At 64.9% G+C, this 19,445-nt stretch carries 21 protein-coding genes; 12 read left to right on the top strand and 9 right to left on the bottom strand.

The features are described 5' to 3' along the window. The first annotated feature begins 17 nt into the window (after window positions 1-17). Together H1B27_RS23255 and H1B27_RS23250 are read left to right on the top strand one after the other, a co-directional pair. On the top strand, window positions 18-1,385 hold the full coding sequence (locus H1B27_RS23255; RefSeq protein WP_061880567.1) for an APC family permease: 1,368 nt from the start codon (window positions 18-20) through the stop codon (window positions 1,383-1,385). A 2-nt stretch (window positions 1,386-1,387) separates the two neighbouring features. Next, a complete protein-coding gene (locus tag H1B27_RS23250; RefSeq protein WP_197967647.1) occupies window positions 1,388-2,602 on the top strand; it encodes a hypothetical protein in 1,215 nt (404 codons plus the stop codon). Between the two features lie 20 nt (window positions 2,603-2,622). Here the strand turns inward: H1B27_RS23250 and H1B27_RS23245 are convergent, their stop codons facing one another. Continuing rightward, a complete protein-coding gene (locus tag H1B27_RS23245; protein ID WP_246515624.1) occupies window positions 2,623-3,483 on the bottom strand; it encodes a helix-turn-helix domain-containing protein in 861 nt (286 codons plus the stop codon). Between the two features lie 52 nt (window positions 3,484-3,535). On the opposite strand from H1B27_RS23245, the gene H1B27_RS23240 reads away from it, so the two are divergent. Genes H1B27_RS23240 through H1B27_RS23230 form a run of 3 tightly spaced genes read left to right on the top strand, consistent with a single transcriptional unit; the run spans window position 3,536 to window position 6,374 of the window. Beyond that, window positions 3,536-4,849 (top strand): MFS transporter, encoded by a 1,314-nt coding sequence (locus H1B27_RS23240; RefSeq protein WP_131871145.1) that lies wholly within the window; start codon window positions 3,536-3,538, stop codon window positions 4,847-4,849. Window positions 4,850-4,899: 50 nt separating this feature from the next. Next, a complete protein-coding gene (locus H1B27_RS23235) occupies window positions 4,900-5,421 on the top strand; it encodes an MOSC domain-containing protein (protein ID WP_197967646.1) in 522 nt (173 codons plus the stop codon). Next, window positions 5,418-6,374, top strand: coding sequence for a PDR/VanB family oxidoreductase (locus tag H1B27_RS23230; protein ID WP_197967645.1), 957 nt, complete (start codon window positions 5,418-5,420; stop codon window positions 6,372-6,374). Before H1B27_RS23235 ends, H1B27_RS23230 begins: the two co-directional genes overlap by 4 nt. A 1-nt stretch (window position 6,375) precedes the next feature. Here H1B27_RS23230 and H1B27_RS23225 read toward each other — a convergent pair whose 3' ends face one another. Both H1B27_RS23225 and yidD read right to left on the bottom strand, forming a co-directional pair. Continuing rightward, on the bottom strand, window positions 6,376-6,582 hold the full coding sequence (locus H1B27_RS23225; RefSeq protein ID WP_131871142.1) for a hypothetical protein: 207 nt from the start codon (window positions 6,580-6,582) through the stop codon (window positions 6,376-6,378). 91 nt (window positions 6,583-6,673) lie between these two features. Continuing rightward, window positions 6,674-7,012 carry a membrane protein insertion efficiency factor YidD gene (yidD, locus tag H1B27_RS23220; RefSeq protein ID WP_061880573.1) on the bottom strand — a complete coding sequence of 113 codons (339 nt, stop codon included), beginning with the start codon at window positions 7,010-7,012 and terminating at the stop codon, window positions 6,674-6,676. A gap of 231 nt (window positions 7,013-7,243) precedes the next feature. Between yidD and H1B27_RS23215 the strand changes: the two genes are divergently transcribed. Beyond that, the gene (locus H1B27_RS23215) at window positions 7,244-8,143 is read left to right on the top strand and encodes a COG3904 family protein (RefSeq protein WP_197967729.1); all 900 of its coding nucleotides are present in this window, start codon (window positions 7,244-7,246) and stop codon (window positions 8,141-8,143) included. Window positions 8,144-8,258: 115 nt separating this feature from the next. Here the strand turns inward: H1B27_RS23215 and H1B27_RS23210 are convergent, their stop codons facing one another. Further along, window positions 8,259-8,714, bottom strand: a complete 456-nt coding sequence (locus H1B27_RS23210; RefSeq protein WP_197967644.1) for an iron-sulfur cluster assembly scaffold protein — start codon at window positions 8,712-8,714, stop codon at window positions 8,259-8,261. Window positions 8,715-8,967: 253 nt separating this feature from the next. On the opposite strand from H1B27_RS23210, the gene folE reads away from it, so the two are divergent. From folE to H1B27_RS23190, 4 genes are all read left to right on the top strand, one after another. Beyond that, window positions 8,968-9,660: a GTP cyclohydrolase I FolE gene (folE, locus tag H1B27_RS23205; RefSeq protein ID WP_197967643.1), complete on the top strand. Its 693-nt coding sequence runs from the start codon at window positions 8,968-8,970 to the stop codon at window positions 9,658-9,660. Between the two features lie 27 nt (window positions 9,661-9,687). Then, on the top strand, window positions 9,688-10,110 hold the full coding sequence (gene hisI / locus H1B27_RS23200; protein ID WP_197967642.1) for a phosphoribosyl-AMP cyclohydrolase: 423 nt from the start codon (window positions 9,688-9,690) through the stop codon (window positions 10,108-10,110). 182 nt (window positions 10,111-10,292) lie between these two features. After that, window positions 10,293-11,354 (top strand): lytic transglycosylase domain-containing protein, encoded by a 1,062-nt coding sequence (locus H1B27_RS23195; protein WP_197967641.1) that lies wholly within the window; start codon window positions 10,293-10,295, stop codon window positions 11,352-11,354. Between the two features lie 288 nt (window positions 11,355-11,642). Continuing rightward, on the top strand, window positions 11,643-12,818 hold the full coding sequence (locus tag H1B27_RS23190; RefSeq protein WP_197967640.1) for a DUF2336 domain-containing protein: 1,176 nt from the start codon (window positions 11,643-11,645) through the stop codon (window positions 12,816-12,818). Window positions 12,819-12,934: 116 nt separating this feature from the next. On the opposite strand, the gene H1B27_RS23185 is transcribed toward H1B27_RS23190, so the two are convergent. From H1B27_RS23185 to H1B27_RS23175, 3 genes are all read right to left on the bottom strand, one after another. Next, on the bottom strand, window positions 12,935-13,513 hold the full coding sequence (locus tag H1B27_RS23185) for an Hpt domain-containing protein (protein ID WP_061880579.1): 579 nt from the start codon (window positions 13,511-13,513) through the stop codon (window positions 12,935-12,937). 28 nt (window positions 13,514-13,541) lie between these two features. Then, on the bottom strand, window positions 13,542-14,087 hold the full coding sequence (locus tag H1B27_RS23180; RefSeq protein WP_008549760.1) for a response regulator: 546 nt from the start codon (window positions 14,085-14,087) through the stop codon (window positions 13,542-13,544). A 98-nt stretch (window positions 14,088-14,185) separates the two neighbouring features. After that, window positions 14,186-14,965 carry an NAD kinase gene (locus tag H1B27_RS23175; protein ID WP_061880580.1) on the bottom strand — a complete coding sequence of 260 codons (780 nt, stop codon included), beginning with the start codon at window positions 14,963-14,965 and terminating at the stop codon, window positions 14,186-14,188. Window positions 14,966-15,205: 240 nt separating this feature from the next. Between H1B27_RS23175 and H1B27_RS23170 the strand changes: the two genes are divergently transcribed. Beyond that, window positions 15,206-16,774 (top strand): S10 family peptidase, encoded by a 1,569-nt coding sequence (locus H1B27_RS23170; protein WP_061880581.1) that lies wholly within the window; start codon window positions 15,206-15,208, stop codon window positions 16,772-16,774. Here H1B27_RS23170 and H1B27_RS23165 read toward each other — a convergent pair. After that, window positions 16,764-18,149: a serine hydrolase domain-containing protein gene (locus tag H1B27_RS23165; RefSeq protein WP_197967639.1), complete on the bottom strand. Its 1,386-nt coding sequence runs from the start codon at window positions 18,147-18,149 to the stop codon at window positions 16,764-16,766. The genes H1B27_RS23170 and H1B27_RS23165 overlap by 11 nt on opposite strands. Window positions 18,150-18,256: 107 nt before the next feature. Next, on the bottom strand, window positions 18,257-18,799 hold the full coding sequence (locus tag H1B27_RS23160) for a tetratricopeptide repeat protein (RefSeq protein WP_061880583.1): 543 nt from the start codon (window positions 18,797-18,799) through the stop codon (window positions 18,257-18,259). Window positions 18,800-19,049: 250 nt separating this feature from the next. Here H1B27_RS23160 and H1B27_RS23155 point away from each other — a divergent pair, with 250 nt between their 5' ends. Further along, complete coding sequence (locus H1B27_RS23155; protein ID WP_197967638.1) at window positions 19,050-19,433, top strand: His-rich protein BRANT; 384 nt, start codon at window positions 19,050-19,052, stop codon at window positions 19,431-19,433. The last annotated feature ends 12 nt before the right edge of the window (window positions 19,434-19,445 follow it).

Here is a 19,445-nt window from a genome sequence, read left to right as displayed (position 1 = left end):
TGAGGTTAAGGACCGCGATGACGGCATCACATGCGGGAACCGCAGCCTGGATGGGCCGGCTGACCGGGAGCGGGGCCGGGGTCTCCGTTCCGGTCGCAACCGCCATCGTCGTGGCCGACATGATCGGGGTCGGCGTCTTCACCAGCCTCGGCTTCCAGGTCAAGGACATCCCATCCGGCTTCTCGATCCTGCTGCTCTGGACCGTCGGCGGCATCGTCGCCTTGTGCGGGGTGTTCGCGTACAGCGAGTTGGGCGCGATGTTTCCGCGCTCGAGCGGTGAGTACAATTTCCTCGGCCGCGCCTATCATCCGGCCTTCGGCTTTCTCGCCGGCTGGGTGTCGGCCACGGTCGGCTTCGCGGCGCCGGTTGCGCTCGCGGCGATGGCGTTCGGCGAATACGCCAAATCGGTTGTCCCGGATCTGCCGCCGATTCCGCTTGCCATCGGCGTGGTGTGGCTCGTCTCGCTGGTGCAACTGACCGGAGTCCGGCACTCCTCGACCTTCCAGCTGATCTCGACCATCCTCAAGGTCGTCCTGATCGTCGCCTTCCTGGTCGCCGGCTTCGTCGTCGGCGCGCAGCAGCCGATCGCCTTCACGCCGCAGCCGGGCGATCTCGCCCACATCGTCAGCGCGCCGTTCGCGATCGGCCTCGTCTTCGTGATGTATTCCTTCTCGGGCTGGAATGCCGCGACCTACATCATCGGCGAGATGAACACGCCGCAGCAGAGCCTGCCGCGCGCACTGCTTGCGGGTACGCTGATCGTGCTCGTGCTGTACGTCGCGCTGAACGCGGTCTTTCTCTATTCCACGCCGGTGAGTGCGCTCGCCGGCCAGCTCGACGTCGCCAGCGTCGCCGGCAGTGCCATCTTCGGCAGCCTCGGCGGCCGGATCGTCGGCGCCATGATTTGCGTCGGCCTGATCTCCTCGATCAGCGCGATGATGTGGATCGGACCGCGCGTGATGATGACGATGGGGGAGGACATTCCAGCCCTGCGCGTGTTTTCGAAGCGATCGGCGAGCGGCGCGCCGGCCTATGCCGTCCTGTTCCAGCTCGCCATCGCCAACCTGCTGTTGTTCACGCGCAGCTTCGAGGCGGTGCTCGACTTCATCCAGTTCGCGCTGCTGTTCTGCTCGTTCTTCACGGTCGCCGGCGTCATCAAGCTGCGCATCACAGATCCCGACCTGCCGCGGCCCTATCGCACCTGGGGATACCCGTTCACACCGCTCGTTTTCCTGCTCGTGACCGCGTTCATGATGTACTACCTCTTGACCGAGCGGCCGGTGCAGTCGCTCTCGGGGATGCTCGTCATGCTCGCGGGCCTGTTGATCTATGCTGCGTTCCGCAGGCGGCCGGCTGCCGCCGGCAACTCGTCACACCGCGAATAGAGATGTTTCGATCCATGAGAATTGCGGCCATCGCTTTCGCCCTGCTGGCTGCGGTCGTCTCGTCCGCGCATGCTGCCGACGCCAGCTTCGACGACACCGCGCGCTTCCTTGCGGGCATGCAGCCCTCGGCGGACTCGCCGCTGGTGCCGCTCACCAGGGATCCGGGCTGGCAGCGCCATGCAAAGTTCTTCGACGGCGCCTTCGCCCAGCTCGAACAGCGGCAGCTCTCCAAGATCCGCAGCTGGGCCGACGCCAATCTCGCCGCGCCACGGCCGACCATGTTCTACATGTTCAGTGGCCCGGATTTCCTCTACGCCGATGCCTTCTATTCCAAGGCCAGCACGTATGTGCTCGGCGCGCTGGAGCCGGTCGGCGCCGTGCCCGACCTGACGCGGCTGCCGCGTGGTTCGGTCGCCGCCGCGCTCTACAATGTCGAGCGTTCGCTCGGTTCGATCCTGAGCTTCTCCTTCTTCATCACCAAGCAGATGAAGGTCGACCTGCGCGCCAACCAGGTCAACGGCACCTTGCCGATCCTCTATGTCTTCCTCGCGCGCTCCGGCAAGACCATCCGCAACGTCGAGATGATCGCGCTCGACGACAAGGGCGGGGTGCATGTCGGCGACGACAATCCGGGACGAAACGCGACGCGCGGCGTCCGCATCACCTTCGCCGGCAGCGACGGGGAAGCGCGCACGCTGTATTATTTCTCGACCGATCTATCCAATTCCGGCGCGCGCGCCGCAGGCTTCCTGAAGTTCTGCGAGACGCTCGGGCCCGGCAACAGCCTGCTCAAGAGTGCGTCCTATCTGTTGCACTCCGGCAATTTCTCCGTCGTGCGCGACTGGCTGCTTGCCAATAGTGCCACCATCATCCAGGACGATTCCGGCATTCCGCTCGCGAACTACAACGCACGGCAATGGCGGTTCTTCCCATTTGGCCGCTATCTCGGTCCCATCGACGAATTCCCCGGCCGTTATCAGGAGCGCTATGCCGAACTGTTCACGCGCGCCCAGCCGATCGATTTCGGCGTCGGCTATCGCTGGCGGATGCGCGAATCGAATTTACTGCTGTCGGTGAAGGTGCTGGGCAGCGAGACTGCGCCGACTGCGGAGACCACCTCGGCTACCGGGCCGCCGCCAAGGCCGCCGCGCCCGAAGCGGTTGCGGCCGCCGGAGTCGATTCCGCCGTCACAGGGACGTTTCTTCTGGTTCCGCTAGGCTATTGCCGAGGCTGGGCGTCAAGACGTCTGGGCCACGACGACCAGCACTTCGGCCTTCTGCCGGCCGAGGCTCCTGACCTCGTGCGGCGTCTCGCCTGAAAAATACAGGCAATCTCCCCTGCCGAGGACGAGCTCTTCGCCATCGAGCTTGATCGCGATCCTGCCGTTGATGACGAACAGCAGCTCCTCGCCCGCATGCGAGGCGCGCGTCGCCGACTTGTGCGGCGGACTCAGCAGGAAAGGTTCCATCATCTTGCGGGTGCGACCGGTCGCCAGCGGGACTACGCCGAACGTGTCCTGGAACAGCGGCACATTGCCGTCCTGGCGGCGGAACAGCGTGTAGCGCGGTGCCGGCTCGGCGTTCGGGTCGAAGAAGTTCGCGACATTGACCTCGAGCGCGGCGGCCATCCGCAGCAGAGCTGCGAGGGAGGGGATCTTGAGGTTGCGCTCGACCAGCGAGATGTAGCCGCGGGTGAGGTCGCTCTGTTTCGCAAGCTGGTCCAGCGTCAGGCCCTTGGCAATCCGCGCCTGGCGGATGTTGGCCCCGACCGCCGTGGCTTTGCTGACGTCAAGCACGCGTGAATCTCCCGAACTGCTCAGGCCTGTTTTGCAACAGAAGCCGCCGGACTGCCAGCCCGGCGGACGGCAAGGCCCCGCGCCGGTCGCCCGCAAGCGTATTCCATTGGAAAACTTCTGAGCAGAAATTTCGGGCAAGGGCGCGGATATTATGAGCAGGTGAACTGGTACAACGCGGAAAATAGCCGAATTTTCGTGCAATTCGACCGTATTGCCGCGATCGTCGGCATTTGCCGCGTTCCGCGGCGTTGATTTCCAATAGTAAACATGATCGATTTTACCGTCGCGGCTGCCGATGAGCATCGCGACCGAGCCAACTGCTTTTCCCAGGCGCCGGTACCTTTTGGAGAGATCGATGACCGTAGCAGACGACGTAACCCTGAACGTAGCGCCGGACGAGGCGGCGAGCTTGCGACGGATCGTGTGGTCGAGCGTGATCGGCACCGCGGTCGAATGGTACGACTTCCTCATCTATGGCACGGCGACCGCGCTGGTGTTCAACAAGGTCTTCTTCGCCGCAGGCAATCCCGCGCTCGCCACCATCGCGGCCTTCGGCACCTACGCCGTCGGATTTCTGGCGCGCCCGCTCGGTGCCGCGATCTTTGGCCATTACGGCGACCGGGTCGGCCGCAAGGCGATGCTCGCGATCACGATCATGGTGATGGGCATCGGCACCTTCCTGATCGGCCTGCTTCCGACCTACCAGCAGATCGGCATTGCCGCGCCGGTGCTGCTGATCGGATTGCGCTTTCTCCAGGGTATCGGCCTCGGCGGCGAATGGGGCGGCGCCGTGCTGATGGTGGTCGAGAACTGCCCGACGCATCGCCGCGGTCTGCTCGGCAGCATGGTGCAGGTCGGCAACCCCATCGGCAATCTCGCCGCGATCGGCATGTTCGCGCTGGTGGCGAGCCTGCCGGAGAGCGACTTCATGACTTACGGCTGGCGCATCCCCTTCCTGATCTCGATCCTCCTGGTCGGCGTCGGTCTCTACATCCGCCTCAACATGGAGGAGACCGCCGCCTTCCGTCAGGTCCAGGCCAAGAAGGAAGTCGCAAGCCTGCCGCTGCTCGAGATCTTCAGGCACCACCGCCGGCCGTTCTTCACCGCGGTCGGTCTGAAGATCTCCGAGATCGCCTATGCCAGCATCGGCGGCGTGTTCGTGATGTCCTATGCCACCGCCAATCTCGGCCTGCCGCGCGCGGTGGTGCTAAACGGGGCGTTCGCCGCATCGCTGGTCGCGCTGCTCGCTATCCCGCTGTTCGGCTGGCTGTCCGACCTGGTCGGCCGCAAGACGATGTTCTATGCGAGCTGCCTGTTCTCGGCGCTGTTCGCCTTCCCGCTGTTCTGGCTGCTCGACACCCGCGATCCGACGATCGTTGTCTGCACCATCGTGGTCGCGATCACCTTCGGTCAGATGGTCATGTTCGGTATCGGCGCGCCCTGGTACTCCGAACTGTTTACCGCGCGGCTGCGTTACAGCGGTGCGTCGCTCGGGTTCCAGGTCGGTGCGGCCCTGAGCGGCGGGTTGACGCCGCTGATTGCGGCCTCTCTGATGGCTTGGAGCGGCGGCGCAACCTGGCCGGTCTCGCTGCTCCTCGTCGCCTGCGCCGCCATCACCGCGATCGCGACCACGTTCGCGCCGGAGATGGCGAACAAGGAACTGACCTGATCCCGCGGCGCCGCTGCCGGCGGCGCCACGACTTCTCAAAAGGATTTGTCATGCTTGATACGATCAGCGCCGGTGCGGCGCAGGACGCAGCACAGCTCGGGTGGACCGGCGTGGTGCGCTTCCTCCATCTCACGCCGCGCGCGTTCCTGCCGATGCGCGCAGCCGAGACCATCACCCTCGTCGCCGGGAAAGGAATCGAGGGCGACCGCTACATGATCGGCAAGGAAGAGGGGTTTTACTCGCACAAGCCGGAAGAGGGCCGGCAGGTGACCCTGTTCGAACTCGAGACGCTGGTTGCGCTGAAGCGCGACGCCGGGATCGAGCTCGGCCCGGAAGAGCATCGGCGTAACGTCACGGTGGAGGGCGTGCCGCTGAATCATCTCGTCGGCCGCCGCTTCTGGCTGGGCGAGACCCTGCTGGAAGCGACGCGGCTGTCGGTGCCGTGCCGGCATATCGAGGAGATCACCGGCAAGGCGATCTTCGATCCCCTGATCAATCGTTCCGGCCTCAACTGCAAGATCCTGCAAGGCGGCATCGTCAGGGTCGGCGATACCGTGCGGAATGCGGCATGAGCGCGCGACCGATCACGACGGTCAAGACGGTCGTCACCGGCATCGAGGAGGCGGGGGCAGGCATCAAACTGTTCATGCTCGCCGATCCCGACCGGTGGGAACTGCCGCCGTTCAAACCCGGCGCGCATATTGATCTGCATCTGCCGAACGGGCTGGTCCGCACCTATTCGCTGTGCAACGAGCCCGCGGACAACACGCGCTATGTCATCGCGGTGAAGCGCGAAGCGGATGGACGCGGCGGTTCGCGGGCGCTGCACGACGAAATCGGCATCGGCGATGTCATCGGCGTGTCGTTGCCACGCGGCGGACTTGAGCCCGAAGCTCGCATCGCGCGCTACGTGTTCCTGGCTGGCGGTATCGGCGTGACGCCGTTCCTGTCCATGGCGCGGCATCTCGAACGAACGAAGCAAGCCGACTTCACGCTGCATCTGATCGTGCGTGAGGAGGTGCCGCTCGCCACGCATCTCGGCGCGCTGGTCGAAGAGGGGCGCATCATCGTGCATCGGACGTCCCGGACCGGGCGTCCCGACCTCGCAGCGCTCGTCGGAGAGGGCGGATCCGAGACGATGGTCGCCTGCTGCGGCCCGGAAAGCATGACCCACGATTTCGAGCGGGTGACCGCAGCGTGGCCCGCTGCGAGCGTCCACATCGAGCGGTTCATCGCACCGCCACCGGTCATCGATCCCGACGCCAAGCCGTTCACACTGTCACTGGCGCGCTCGGGCGCCGAGATCGAGGTGCGGGCCGGCCAGACCATGCTGGCCGCATTGCAGGAGGGAGGCATCGACATCGCGACCTCCTGCTGCGGCGGCATCTGCGGCGCCTGCAAGGTCGGATGGATCGAAGGCAAGCCGGTTCACCGCGATCGCATCCTGTCGCCGTATGAACGCGAACGCTATCTCATGGTTTGCGTGGCGGGCTCGGACGCCGAGCGGCTGGTGCTGGATCTCTGAGCTACCAATGCACGCTCTGGCTCGGCACGATGAACGTCGTCGTGCTTGGCTGTGGCGCAAAGCTCCTCGCCAGATACCAGCCTGAGCCCAGGACGAGCGCGAGCAGCGCGATGACGGCGAGCAGGTCGATGGTTCTGGGATCGTGTCCTCTGTGACCGAAATTCGGACCAGGCCGAAAGTGAAAATGAGGGCTGATTTTCCAGCGCATTGTTGTTTCCTCCCGTGGGAGCATCGAAACAACGCGAGCGGAAAGTGCCGGTTCCAGTCAGGGCGGCGATGCACCAGCACTGCAGCCTCCATCAGGGCGCATTGACCCCGCGCCAGCGGCCGTAGCGCCAGGGTAGATACCAGCGTGCGCCTTGCGGTGCGGTGAGGGGTACGTTGTCGATGCCGGACGTGCCGAAGGGATTGCAGCGGAGCAGGCGCGCGAGGGTCATCCAGCCGCCGGCCCAGAGCCCGAACCGTTCGATGGCCTCGTCGCCGTAGACGGAGCATGTCGGCAAGTGCCGGCAGTTGTAACCGACCAGGGGCGACAGCGTATGCCGATAGAGCCAGATCAGCGCACGCCCGAATCTGCGGGGCAGCCGGAGCGCACCGTCGACGGAGCTGGAACAATGCTCGCAGGCTGAATGCTTCATGTGCGCCTTGCTACAACGTTAAGCGAGGTGTTGCCCGGTTCCGGCGCAGGGAACCGTAAGCTGTTGTTTACGCGTCATATTTTGCATGCTTTTTGGGAGCAGTGCAGCAAGTATCTATGGACGAACTGTATTCCCACGGATACCATTTTTATGACGTTCATGTGTAGACTCATTGAACGCGCAAAACGGGGCTTGCCTGAATTCGCCTTGGGGCTTGGGGAAGGGACCAGTTTGAAACGTCTGACGTCGCTCAATCTTCGCGGCTGGTTGCTGGTAGGAACCGCCGTCTGTGGCGTCGCGCTGGCTGGCGCCATCGCGACTTTCGGGTCGTCGGCCCGGGCAGGCAACACCCTCGAAGAGCGCAAGCTGCCGATGAAGTTCAGCTGGGTCGCCTGCGAGCCGAACTGCCGCGGCTGGGTCAGCGCGGTCGGCATCATCACCGCCGACACGCCAAGGGAATTCGAAGAGTTTTCGCGCGGACGTCAGCTCGGCGGCGCGACCGTCGTGCTTGATTCGAGCGGCGGGTCCGTCAATGACGCGATCACGCTCGGCCGGCGCTTTCGCAATCTCGGGCTTTTGACCACGGTCGGCGTCAGCCTCCGCGGCGGGCCGTCGACCCGCCCGGCGGTCGCGCCGGAGGCCTATTGCGAATCCATGTGCGTGTTCCTGCTGCTCGCCGGCAAGAAGCGCTACGTGCCGGAAGCCGCCCATGTCCGGGTCCACCAGATCTGGATGGGCGACCGGGCTGACGATGCCAAGGCGGCGAGCTACAGCGCGCAGGATCTCATGATCGTGGAGCGCGACATCGGCCGACTCGCCAAGTACACGTTCGACATGGGCGGCGCCGGCGACCTGCTGTCGCTTGCGCTCAGTGTTCCGCCCTGGGAAGACCTGCACGAGCTCGACGCCGGCGAGCTCAAGCTCACCAATCTGGTCACGACCGATCTCGTGGCTGATGTGCTCCCCCATGTGGATCTTTCAGCGCCGGCAATGGCGGAGCTGGCACCGAAGACGCAGGCCAGGTTCGGCTCGGAACCGGAGCAGGCGCAGCCTGCCAAATCGACCAAGACCGCGGAAGCCTTGGTGCCGACGGGTGGCGTGGCCACGCCAGCTGCGGCGACGCAGAAGTAAGCTTCGCGCACGGTCATTCCGAGGCGTCGCGAAGCGACGAACCCTGAATCCAGATGTTGTAGCGCATGATTTCCGGGCTCGCCTTTGGGCGGTCCGGAATGACATCGGCTTGGGATCAGCCCTGTGCAGCGGCCGGCTGCTTGGCCTTGGCTTCGATCTGGCCGATGGCATCGACCACGGCGTCGAAGGTCAGAAGCGTTGAGGCATGGCGCGCCTTGTAGTCGCGGACCGGCTCGAGGAACTTGATTTCTTCCCATTTGCCTGCGGGAGGCGCACCGTTCTCCTTCAGCATCTTGCGAACGGTTTCGCGTAACTCACGGAGTTCGCTCGCAGTCGAGCCGATCACGTGACTTGCCATGATGGATGAAGAGGCTTGGCCCAAGGCACACGCCTTCACATCATGCGCGAAGTCGGTGACGGTATCGCCATTCATCTTGAGGTCGACCTTCACGGTCGATCCGCACAGTTTGGAGTGGGCAGTGGCGGAGGCGTCGGGGTCCGACAGCCGCCCGAGGCGCGGAATATTCCCGGCCAGTTCGATGATCCGCTTGTTGTAGATGTCGTTCAGCATGTGATGGAGTCCAACACGTCCACAGCCACTTCCGGGCCGGATCGGCCTTGGCGGGCGCCGCCCACGGTCCTATATAGAGACGGAACTGGTGGAAAAACAGTCCAGCGGTGCGGTGGCGGTGATCCAGATATGCGCTGCCGGCGTTATCGCCTCAGGACTTTCCGCCGAAACTTGTTCTGTTCAGGCGTCCGGCGGCTTGGCCGCCCCGTCTGCCGGTGACACTCCGGCCGCAAGGCCGTCGAACGGAGTCGATATGGACGCTGCAATCAAATCCATCCGCCCCAACAAGCCCGCCGACCGGCAGCCCGAGAGCCGCCCGGCCGAGCTTGATCCTGCAGAATTCCTCGCTGCCGCCGTTCGCGCTGACCAGCCGCGCCCGGCACGTGCCGAGGCGGAAGCCGCGGTGAAGACATTGCTCGCCTATATCGGCGAGAACACCGAGCGCGAGGGCCTGCTCGACACGCCGCGCCGTGTCGTCGAAGCTTTCGACGAACTCTATCAGGGCTATCACCAGTGCCCGGCCGAGGTGCTCGACCGCACCTTTGGCGAGACCGCCGGCTATGACGATTTCGTCCTGGTGCGCGACATCGAATTCACCTCGCAGTGCGAGCACCACATGATGCCGTTCTACGGCAAGGCGCACATCGCCTATACGCCGGTGGAACGTGTCGTCGGCCTGTCCAAGCTTGCGCGCCTGACCGACATCTTTGCCCGCCGGCTCCAGACCCAGGAGCACCTGACGGCGCAGATCGCAGCTGCCATCGACGAGATCCTCAAACCGCGCGGCGTCGCGGTGCTGATCGAGGCCGAGCATACCTGCATGTCGGTGCGTGGCGTCGCCAAGCATGGCGCCTCCACCTTCACCAGCCGCTTCACCGGCATGTTCCGCGACAATCCGGCGGAGCAGGCCCGTTTCCTGTCCCTGGTGCGAGGCACGACGCGCTGACCTCGCAAGCAAACTCGCGAGGGTCCCGTGTCCGCTCACTCCCATGAGATCGAAGAAGGTCTCGCCTTCTTGCCCAGGTTCGATGCCAGCGGCCTCGTGACCTGCGTCGCGACCGACGTCGCCACCGGCGACGTGCTCATGGTTGCGCACATGAACGAGGAGGCGCTGCGCAAGACGATCGCGACCGGCGATGCCTGGTACTTCAGCCGCTCGCGCAATGCCTTGTGGCGAAAAGGTGAGACCTCAGGTCAGACCCAGCGCGTGGTCGAGATGCGCACCGATTGCGACCAGGACGCGGTCTGGATCCGGGTCGAGCAGGTCGGCGCGGCCTGCCATACCGGGCGCCGGTCCTGCTTCTATCGCAAGGTCGAGGCGGAGGGTGGGGGAGCGAAGCTGGTCTTCGCCAATGCGGATCGGCTGTTCGATCCCAGCGACGTCTATAGGAAGTAACCACCGTCATTCCGGGGCGCGCGCAGCGCGAGCCCGGAATCCATCGCACGGCATCACGGGCGGCTGGATGGATTCCGGGCTCGCACCTACGGTGCGCCCCGGAATGACTCGGGGCGGGCGGGGAAAGCCAATTAACCCCGCATTAACCATGCCTGTCCCACGGTGAGACGACGGGCGCCGAATTGCCGGCGTCGCTCAATGCCGCGCGGGGCGGGCACTTCATCATGTCGATCGACAATTCCAGTGCCACGCAGACGGTCGGACTCGATCCGTCGCGCGCGCGTGTCGCCGGTGCGATCAAGCAGGCCTCGAATATCTCCGGCGTCAGCTTCCAGTACATGTTGACCACCGCCAAGATGGAATCGGATTTCGATCCAACGGCGGGGGCCACCACCTCGTCCGCGCATGGACTCTACCAGTTCATCGACCAGACCTGGCTTGGCACGGTGAAGGAAGCCGGCACCCAGCTCGGCTATGGCAGCTACGCCGACGCCATCACCAGAACCTCGGCCGGCACCTATACCGTCGATGATCCCGTGATGAAGCGGTCGATCATGAAGCTGCGCGACGACCCCGAAGCCGCATCCACCATGGCGGCGGCGCTGACGCAGTCGAACAGCTTCAAGCTCACCGGCCTGCTCGGCCGCAGGCCGTCCGACAGCGAGCTCTATATGGCGCATTTCATGGGTGTCGGCGGTGCGGCCAGACTGATCGCCAATGCCGAGGACAATCCACAGGCGGTCGGTGCGCGGCTGTTTCCCAATGCGGCATCCGCCAATCGCTCGATCTTCTACGCCAAGGACGGCCGCGCCCGCAGCGTCTCCGAAGTCTATTCGGTGCTCGACGCACGCTACGCCGGTGCCGCCAATTCGAAAGTGACGCGCAGCGCGATGGCGATGTACGGCGACACGCCGTCGACCACCGAGGTCGCGAGTGCGATCGGCGTGCAGCCGACGGCGCCGGTGATCGACAATGCCGTCTATCTTCAGACCTTCCCGAACACACGCGCCGCGACGCCCGTCAGTGTAACCTCGCCGGCGACGCTCGCGGACAATGCGGCGGGCACGCCGGTGTTTCGTTCGATCTATCAGCCCGGCGATGCCACGCAGCCGGTCTCGACCACGGTGCAGAAACTATGGGGCGACAACGCCTCGCTCACCTCGGTGGCGTCGGCGACGCCGGACGTGCGGCCGCCGCAGCCGCTCGATCTCTTCAGCGATCGTAGCGGCACGTTCTCGAGCTAGTCGCCATCTCGTGTCCCGGACGCGCTGCAGCGTGAAACGCTGCTGCGCTGGGCCGGAATCCAGTGCTGCGAACTTCTCTCGAAATTCACGGCCCCCGGCTCAGCAGCGCATTCGCCGAAGGCGTGCGTTGCTGTCGGCGCACGTGTGGGTAGTGCTCTTGTTCCATTAACAAAACGTCAATAAAACCAGTCAGTTATGGTGAACGCTTTGTTAAGCGTCATGGTTTATTTTATGTTGCAGGTGACGAGCCGTCACTCTTTTCGTTTGTTTGTGTAAGCCGGAAGCAGGATGATTGTTCGGCAATTTATTAACTGGATCAGGACGGCGCCCGCAGGCGAGCGGGCCGAGGCAACACGGGCGCTGGCGCGGGCCTGGCTGATCTCAGACCTTTCTGCAGACGACCGCATCGCCGCCCAAGGCGCGCTTCTGATGCTGCTCGACGATCCCTCGCCCCTGGTGCGGCAGGCGATGGCCGAGGCCTTTGCCCGCAGTGCCGAGGCGCCGGCCGCGATCGTGCGGGCGCTGTCGGCAGATCAGCCGACCGTCGCGCTGCCGGTGCTCGAACATTCCCCGCTGCTGATCGACGCCGACCTCGTCGACATCGTTGCGACCGGCAACGAGGAGGTGCAATGCGCGGTGGCCCGCCGCATCGCGTTGCCGGTGTCGGTGTGCGCCGCGATCGCTGAAGTCGGCTGCGCAGCTGCCGCACTTGAGCTGATCGAGAATCCGAACGCCGAACTCGCCCCGTTCTCCTGGGACCGCATCGTCGAGCGCCACGGCCATCTCGCCGCGATCCGCGAGGCGATGCTGGTGCTGGAGGATCTGCCTTCCTCAACGCGCGCGGCGCTGGTGGCAAAGCTCTCGCAGACGCTGGCGCAATTCGTCGTGGCGCGGAACTGGCTCAGCGCCGACCGCGCGGACCGCATCACGATCGAGGCACGTGATCGCTCCACCATGAACATCGCGGCGCGCTCGCGCGGCGAGGACATGCAAGGCCTGGTCAGGCATTTGCGCATCACCGGCCAGCTGACCGCGGGGCTGATCCTGCGTGCACTGCTCTCGGGCAATCTCGATTTGTTCGACGCGGCCCTCGCCGAGCTCGCCGATTTGCCGCTGGCGCGTGTCTCCGCGCTGCTGCACGATCGCGGCGGCAACAGCCTGTACGCGCTGCTCCGTCGCGCCGGGCTTCCGGAGGCGACGTTTGCGGCGTTCCAGGTCGCGCTCGATGCCTGCCACGAGCAAGGCTTCGTCGATAGCGACGACGGCGCGGCGCGGCTGCGCCGGCGCATGGTCGAGCGCGTGCTCACCCACTGCGAGACCGACCGGGGCGCCACCGAGCCGCTGATGGTCCTGCTACGCCGCTTCGCCACCGAATCCGCGCGTGAAGAGGCACGACTGTTCTGCGACGAGCTGGTCGCGGACGATGCGGTCGATCCGCTCTATGACGATCTGATCGCGGCGTAACTGGATCCGCGAGCTCCGTCATTGCGAGCGCAGCGAAGCAATCCAGAATCCCGCCGCGGAGGCAGTCTGGCTTACTTGGCCGCGCTCGCAATTGACGAGAGGAAAGAGCGGAGCGCCTACTCCACCGGCGCGATGCTCGGGGCCAGGATGACCTCGAGATGCTCGGGGCGGTCGCGGTTGACGTTGGCGAGATAGTCGTCGGCGACCTTGCGCAGGCGGCGGCTGAGCTCGGCGGAAACGCTGAGGCTGTCGAGCCTGGTGTTCTCGTGCACGATGGCGAGAATGGCATTGATGTGGTGCGTGAACAGCTCGGCCGGCACCTTTTCCAGATCAGGCGCGTGCTCGATGATGCGGCACAGGCTCTCGGCAATTCCCGCTGCCGAAGCAAAGCCGAACGTCGCCGCATCGCCCTTGATGTCGTGTGCGGCGTGGAACAGCTCGTCGCGCAGCTTCTTCGTGAAGCCATCCTTCTGCACGGCAGTCCAGGCGGTCGACAGTCTCTGGACCTCGACCGCCATCCAGTCCTTGAACTCACCGGAGAGGCTCGCGAGCGCTTGTTCGGCGCGGCCGACCGGATCGTCCATGTCCTTTTCCTCGACGCGGCGCAGGACCTTGCGCAGCGGGTTGGGCTGAGTGATGACGTGGTGCGTGGCGAAGGCCTTGACCTCGATGTCCTTTGCGCTGTTCTTCGCCATGATACCTGCCTCGCCTGAAGACGTTGCGCTAGATGGAGGAGCGGGCCTTGTCGAGCAGCGAGGGCTGCTGCAGCACCTCGTGCTTTTCGCCGACGCGGCGTTCGGGTCCCATATAGGCGGAGTTGGTGTTGCGGCGCCGGTCCGGCCCGAAATAGGTCTTGGTCTTGATGAAGGGGCGGGGATTGGCGACCACGTTGAGGATGCGCTGATAGAGGCCCTTGGCCGAGATCGGCTTGGCCAGGAATTCGGTGACGCCGGCATCGCGCGCGACCGTGACGCGGCGCTTCTCGGAATGGCCGGTCAGCATGATGATCGGTGCGTAGGGATTGCCCTTCGATTCGGGCTGCCGGATCATCTGCGCGAGCTCGAGCCCGTCGAAGATCGGCATGGCCCAATCGGTGATGACGATGTCGGGCACGTAATGGCTGTACATTTCGAGCGCCGTGGCGCCGTCCTCGGCTTCATAGACCTCGCGCGCGCCGAACGAATGCAGCAGCGTCCGCAGGATGCGGCGCATGTGCGGATTGTCGTCGCAGACGAGGAAGCGCAGCTTGTTGAAGTCGATGCGAAACATGACGCCCGGGCCAAAGCGGTCAACCTTCGTTAACCATATCGCGCCGGGAGTTAACGAAGGGTTGCGACCGGCCCGCGGAGGCGTGGCGGGCAGGCGGTTCAGTAGCCGAACTGTTCGCGCAGGATACGCTCTTCGAGGCTGTGGCCGGGGTCGAACAGCATCCGCATCGAGATGGTTCTGTCGGAGAGCACCTCGACGCGGCGGACGTCGCGGACCTCGTCGTGGTCGGCGACCGCCGCGACGGGACGCTTCTCGCCCTCCAGCACCTCGATCACGACATAGGCCGTGTTGGGCAGCAGCGCGCCGCGCCAGCGGCGCGGACGGAAGGCGCTGATCGGTGTCAGTGCCAGCAGCGCGGCGTTGATCGGCAGGATCGGTCCCTGGGCGGAGAGATTATAGGCGGTCGAGCCGGCCGGCGTCGCCACCATGATGCCGTCGGCGATCAACTCGGACATGCGCTCGCGCTCGTCGATCAGGATCCTCAGGCGCGCGGCCTGGTAGGTCTGCCGGAACAGGGCGACCTCGTTGATGGCGTGGTGCAGATGCACCCGGTCATGCATGTCGGTCGCGCGCATCAGGAGGGGGTTGATCTCGGATTCATGCGCGGCTTCGAGCCGCGCCCGCAGATCGTGCGTCGAGTACTCGTTCATCAGGAAGCCGACGGTGCCGCGGTGCATGCCGTAGATCGGCTTTCCCGTGTGCATGTTCTGGTGCAGCGTCTGGAGCATCAACCCGTCGCCGCCGAGCGCGACGACGACGTCGGCATCCTTCGGGTCGTAATTGCCATAGTCCCTGGTGAGCTGGCCGAAGGCGGCCTGCGCCTCGCTGCTCGGGCTGGCGACGAAGGCGATCCGGTCGTATCGCGAGGGCTTTGTCATGGCTTCCCGGGCAGGTGCCGCTGGCTCGAGTAAGTTCCGCCGGGCTCGTCTATACGAGGTGGGCCTGCATTGTCGAGGAGGACCGCCCTCCAAAGCTGACGGAGGACTGTCGCTCCTGGTGATTTGACCCTCTGCGGCCGGTTCAGGCCCCCGCCAGACCAAGGATTCCCCAAAGCGTCGCAATTCCGGGCTAACCTTTCTGTCCTCACCGGCTGTCACAGCCGGGCAGGGAGAACGATCATGGTCACGAATTTGCCGGTGCTCCGTCGAACGGTCCTGGCGCTGGCGATCTCGGCTTTCGCGCTTGCTGGATTTGCGCGCGCCGACGATCCGCCGAAGCCGCGCCCGGAGACAGCTGCTCCGTCCGGGCAGAAGGGTAGTCGCGGCGGTGGTCCGCAGAACACGTCGCAGGCGTCGCCGTCGGCGGCCGAGTTGCACCGTCTCCCGCCGGATTCGACCACGAAGCAGACGCTCGATCTGCCCGGCCGAACCCTCAATTTCGCCGCGACCGCCGGCTCGATCCGCGTGTTCGACGGCAAGGGCGAGCCGCTGGCCGACATCGCCTACACGTCCTACGAACTCGATGGTGCCGATCGTGCCACGCGCCCCGTGACGTTCCTGTTCAATGGCGGTCCCGGCGCGTCCTCGGCGTGGCTTCAGTTCGGCGCGGCCGGCCCCTGGCGTCTGCCGCTCGATGGCGAAGCATTGTCGCCCTCGGCCTCGCCCGAGGTGAAGCCGAACGCGGAGACCTGGCTCGACTTCACCGATCTCGTCTTCATCGATCCCGTCAGCACCGGCTACAGCCGCTTTGTCGCCAGCAGCGAGGACGCGCGAAAATCCTTCTACTCCGTCGACGCTGACGCCAATTCGATCGCGCTCGTGATCCGCCGCTGGCTGGAGAAACACGATCGGCTGACCTCGCCGAAATACGTCGCTGGCGAAAGCTATGGCGGCATCCGCGGGCCCAAGGTGGTGCGCCAGTTGCAGCTTCAGCACGGCGTCGGCGTCAGGGGACTGATCATGGTGTCGCCGTTGCTGGATTTTCGAGAGTTCACCGGCACCAGCCTCCTGCAATATGTCGCGACTCTGCCGAGCTATGTCGCGGTGGCGCGCGAGGCCAAGGGACCGGTCAAGCGCGCAGACCTCGCCGACGTCGAGGCTTATGCGCGCGGCGAGTTCCTGGCCGACCTCGTCAAGGGCGAGGCGGACAAGGAAGCCACCAATCGCCTGGCCGACAAGGTCGCCGAACTCACCGGCATCGACCAGGCGGTGAGCCGCAGGCTCGCCGGCCGCTTCGACGTCGGCGAATTCCGCCGCGAGTTCGACCGCAAGAACGGCAAGGTGACGGGGCGCTACGACGCCTCAGTGCGTGGCTTCGATCCCTATCCGGATTCCAGCAGCTCACGCTTCGGCGATCCCTCCGGCGATTCGCTGCAGGCGCCGCTGACGAGCGCAGCGGTCGACGTGCTGACGCGCAAGCTCAACTGGCGGCCCGACGGCTCCTACGAAGTCCTGAACGGCGCCGTGGAAGGCAACTGGGACTTCGGCCGAGGCATCAACCCGCCGCAATCGGTGTCCGAGCTGCGCCAGATCCTCGCCACGGATGCGAAGCTGAACGTCCTGGTCGGGCACGGGCTGTTCGACCTCGCCACGCCCTATTTCGGAACGAAGCGGGTGCTCGACCAGCTGCCGGCCTTCGTGACGCAACGCGTGAAGTTCGTCGTCTATCCCGGCGGCCACATGTTCTACTCGCGCGACGGATCGCGGCAGGCGTTCCGTAGCGAGGTCGAGCGATTGATCAGGGAGTAGGCCTTCGTTTGCGCGACGGATATCGGCGGGCGATTTCCTTCGCCACGACGCGCTCCGGCTTCACGTTCGCGCCGGCGATCCAGATGTCGCTGATCTTGCCGCGCTTGTCACGGATCCGGCGCACCGGCTCGCCATGGCTGGAATAGCCGGCCGCCCAGGCGAGCTTGCCGTTGTCGCGGCCGGTGACCTCGATCTCGGCGGCATCCATGAAGGGATTGCTGAACTGCGGATTGGCGACGAGCACGCGGTTGCCCGCGGGGACCAGATCGGTCGCACCCCAGATCGTCCACCATCGGCCGGTCCAGTCGCGCACGCGGCGGTCGGGGGCGCCGCGGGTCTTGAAGGTGCGCAGGATTTGCATTGCGCCATCCATCCAGAACGGGGCCGCGCCGTCGATGGAGTTGCTGAGGATGCTGATCGAAAGCTCACAAGCGGGAATGGAGCAGGTTCGGGAGATGTAGCCCTGGAAACCGCCGCCATGGCCGAACCAGTCCCAGCCGTCGGTCTTGCCGGCATTGACGCCCAGGCCGTAGTAGGTCTCGAAGCTCTGCGGGATGCGCCAATGGTGCCGCGTCATCTCGTGGCGACTCGCGACCGACAGCACGCTCTTCTTCGCGTTGGGTGCGAGCTGCGCGAAGAAGCGGGCGGTGTCGGCGGCGGTGGCGACGAAGCCTGCGGCGGATGCCATCGCATGTGCGGGATTGTCGCCGGGGATCACGCAGCGTTCGCCCAGCGGGACGATGCGCGTATGACCGCACGCGAACGGCGTGCCCCTGGCAAGCGGTGCATTCGGCTCGGTTTCGCGCAAGCCCGCAAGTTCGATGATCTCGCGCTTGATCCAGACCGGGTAGGACTCCCTCGTCACGGCCTCGATCACGAGGCCGATCAGCCCAAAGCCGTGATTGGAATATTTGAAGCGGGTGCCAGGTTCGATTGCGGTCGGCAGCTTCAATTCGGCGAGCAACTCTTTCGTGCCGAGATAGGGGCGGCTGTCGATGAACTGGCCGGAATCGGTGCCGTCGCGCGTCAATCCCGCGCTGTGCGACAGCACTTGCGCGATCGTCGTCTCGGCGACGCGCGGATGCAGGCCGCCGACATAATCGCCCACGGGATCGTCGAGCCGGATCTTGCGCTGCTCCCGCAGCTTCATGATGCCGGCCGAGGTGAAGCTCTTGGAGTGCGAGGCGATGCGGAAGCGGTGGCGTGGGGTGAGCTTCTCGCCGGTATCGAGATTGGCGAGGCCGAACGCATGCTCGGCGACGACCTCACCGCGATGGGCGAATGCGACGATGACGCCGGGCTGCTGGATTGTCGTCAGTTGGAATTCGATCCAGGAGCCGATGTAGTCGATCGCGGATCGCAGCCACGTGTCCATTGCACACCAATCTGCAGGGAAGATTGGTGGCGGAGGCTAGCCGAGAAAGCGGAACGGGCACAACCCGAAAGGTCGTGCCCGTCGACTTCGTTCAAGGATACGATGTCTCAGTAGACCAGCGTCGCGCCGGTCGGCTTGTCGAGCGCTGCGGCAAGCGAGCGATACTCCGAGCTGTCGGTGCCGGCAAGCGAGGCGATCTTGTTCAGATGATACTGCGCCTGTTCGCGGTTGCCCTGTTCGAGCTGCCAGAGGCCGTAATACTGCCAGGTGCGGACGTGGTTCGGATCGTCCTTCAGCGCCAGCTCGTAATAGACCTTCGACGACTGGTAGTCGCCGAGCTTGCGATAGGAGTAGCCGATCAGATTGGCGACGTCGGCGACGTCGTCGCGTTTGAGCGACTTCAACTGGCCGATCGCGCCCGTGTAATCGTGATTGTCGTAGATCGCGGTGTAGGCGGTGCGATAGGCCGCAAGGAACTTGGGATCGCTGACGGAAGAGCTCTTCTTCTTGCCCTTTTTGGACGAGCTATCCGACTTCGGCGGCGAGGACGGCTCGTCGCTGCCTGCGGCATAGGCGCTCGACAGTACCGGCGCCGCCGCCAGCGTCATGGCGACGAGGCCTGGCACAACAAGCATTGAGAGTTTGCGCATCGAAATTCTCCCGTATGGAACGTGGCGATCCTACACGATTGCCCGAAGACCAGAACCCCCATCGCGCAAAAACATTCCCGCTTCGCACGATCTATTCGCCCGGTCGCTGATGACAAACTTGTCATCCAGATGAACGGAAGCCTGCTGGGGACTTCAGACTGGGTTCAATGTGCCCCGCCTAGGCTGCGACCTACGATCGAAAGGTGGGCGAGAGGGCGCCGCCTCGAGATCCTTCCAAGAGGAGACCACCATGTTGAAGACCATCTCCGCAGCCTTGCTCGCAGCATCCGTGATCGCAGCCCCGGCCTTCGCTGCCGAGGCCGGAAAGTCCGCCACGACTGCCTCGGTGATCAAGGCGGACCAGAGCCAGACCAAGGCGTCGACCACCGCCGCGAAACCGGACGCCGGCGTCAAGGCCGATCTCAAGCCTACGGACGTCAAGGCCACCGACGCCAAGGTGGATCCCAAGGTGGATGCCAAGTCGAAGGCGATGAATGCGAACGCCGCGGTCACCACCGGCGAGCACAAGACCGTGCGCAAGGATCGCCATGATCACAAGCAGGTCACGGCCAAGGAGTCGCAGAAAGCGCAGCCGGACGTGACCAAGCCGGCGGCATCAGACCAGCGCAACTGACGGCTGATCCCG

Source organism: Bradyrhizobium diversitatis (genome assembly GCF_016031635.1).
Lineage (GTDB): Bacteria > Pseudomonadota > Alphaproteobacteria > Rhizobiales > Xanthobacteraceae > Bradyrhizobium > Bradyrhizobium diversitatis.
This window is presented reverse-complemented; position numbering and strand designations above follow the sequence as displayed.

Bases quoted from the DNA above. Each gene is read 5' to 3' on its own strand.
- H1B27_RS23255 (WP_061880567.1), top strand. From the start codon at position 18: ATGACGGCATCACATGCGGGAACCGCAGCCTGGATGGGCCGGCTGACC.
- H1B27_RS23250 (WP_197967647.1), top strand. From the start codon at position 1,388: ATGTTTCGATCCATGAGAATTGCGGCCATCGCTTTCGCCCTGCTGGCT.
- H1B27_RS23245 (WP_246515624.1), bottom strand. From the start codon at position 3,483: ATGCTCATCGGCAGCCGCGACGGTAAAATCGATCATGTTTACTATTGG.
- H1B27_RS23240 (WP_131871145.1), top strand. From the start codon at position 3,536: ATGACCGTAGCAGACGACGTAACCCTGAACGTAGCGCCGGACGAGGCG.
- H1B27_RS23235 (WP_197967646.1), top strand. From the start codon at position 4,900: ATGCTTGATACGATCAGCGCCGGTGCGGCGCAGGACGCAGCACAGCTC.
- H1B27_RS23230 (WP_197967645.1), top strand. From the start codon at position 5,418: ATGAGCGCGCGACCGATCACGACGGTCAAGACGGTCGTCACCGGCATC.
- H1B27_RS23225 (WP_131871142.1), bottom strand. From the start codon at position 6,582: ATGCGCTGGAAAATCAGCCCTCATTTTCACTTTCGGCCTGGTCCGAAT.
- yidD (WP_061880573.1), bottom strand. From the start codon at position 7,012: ATGAAGCATTCAGCCTGCGAGCATTGTTCCAGCTCCGTCGACGGTGCG.
- H1B27_RS23210 (WP_197967644.1), bottom strand. From the start codon at position 8,714: ATGCTGAACGACATCTACAACAAGCGGATCATCGAACTGGCCGGGAAT.
- folE (WP_197967643.1), top strand. From the start codon at position 8,968: ATGGACGCTGCAATCAAATCCATCCGCCCCAACAAGCCCGCCGACCGG.
- H1B27_RS23190 (WP_197967640.1), top strand. From the start codon at position 11,643: ATGATTGTTCGGCAATTTATTAACTGGATCAGGACGGCGCCCGCAGGC.
- H1B27_RS23185 (WP_061880579.1), bottom strand. From the start codon at position 13,513: ATGGCGAAGAACAGCGCAAAGGACATCGAGGTCAAGGCCTTCGCCACG.
- H1B27_RS23180 (WP_008549760.1), bottom strand. From the start codon at position 14,087: ATGTTTCGCATCGACTTCAACAAGCTGCGCTTCCTCGTCTGCGACGAC.
- H1B27_RS23175 (WP_061880580.1), bottom strand. From the start codon at position 14,965: ATGACAAAGCCCTCGCGATACGACCGGATCGCCTTCGTCGCCAGCCCG.
- H1B27_RS23170 (WP_061880581.1), top strand. From the start codon at position 15,206: ATGGTCACGAATTTGCCGGTGCTCCGTCGAACGGTCCTGGCGCTGGCG.
- H1B27_RS23165 (WP_197967639.1), bottom strand. From the start codon at position 18,149: ATGGACACGTGGCTGCGATCCGCGATCGACTACATCGGCTCCTGGATC.
- H1B27_RS23160 (WP_061880583.1), bottom strand. From the start codon at position 18,799: ATGCGCAAACTCTCAATGCTTGTTGTGCCAGGCCTCGTCGCCATGACG.
- H1B27_RS23155 (WP_197967638.1), top strand. From the start codon at position 19,050: ATGTTGAAGACCATCTCCGCAGCCTTGCTCGCAGCATCCGTGATCGCA.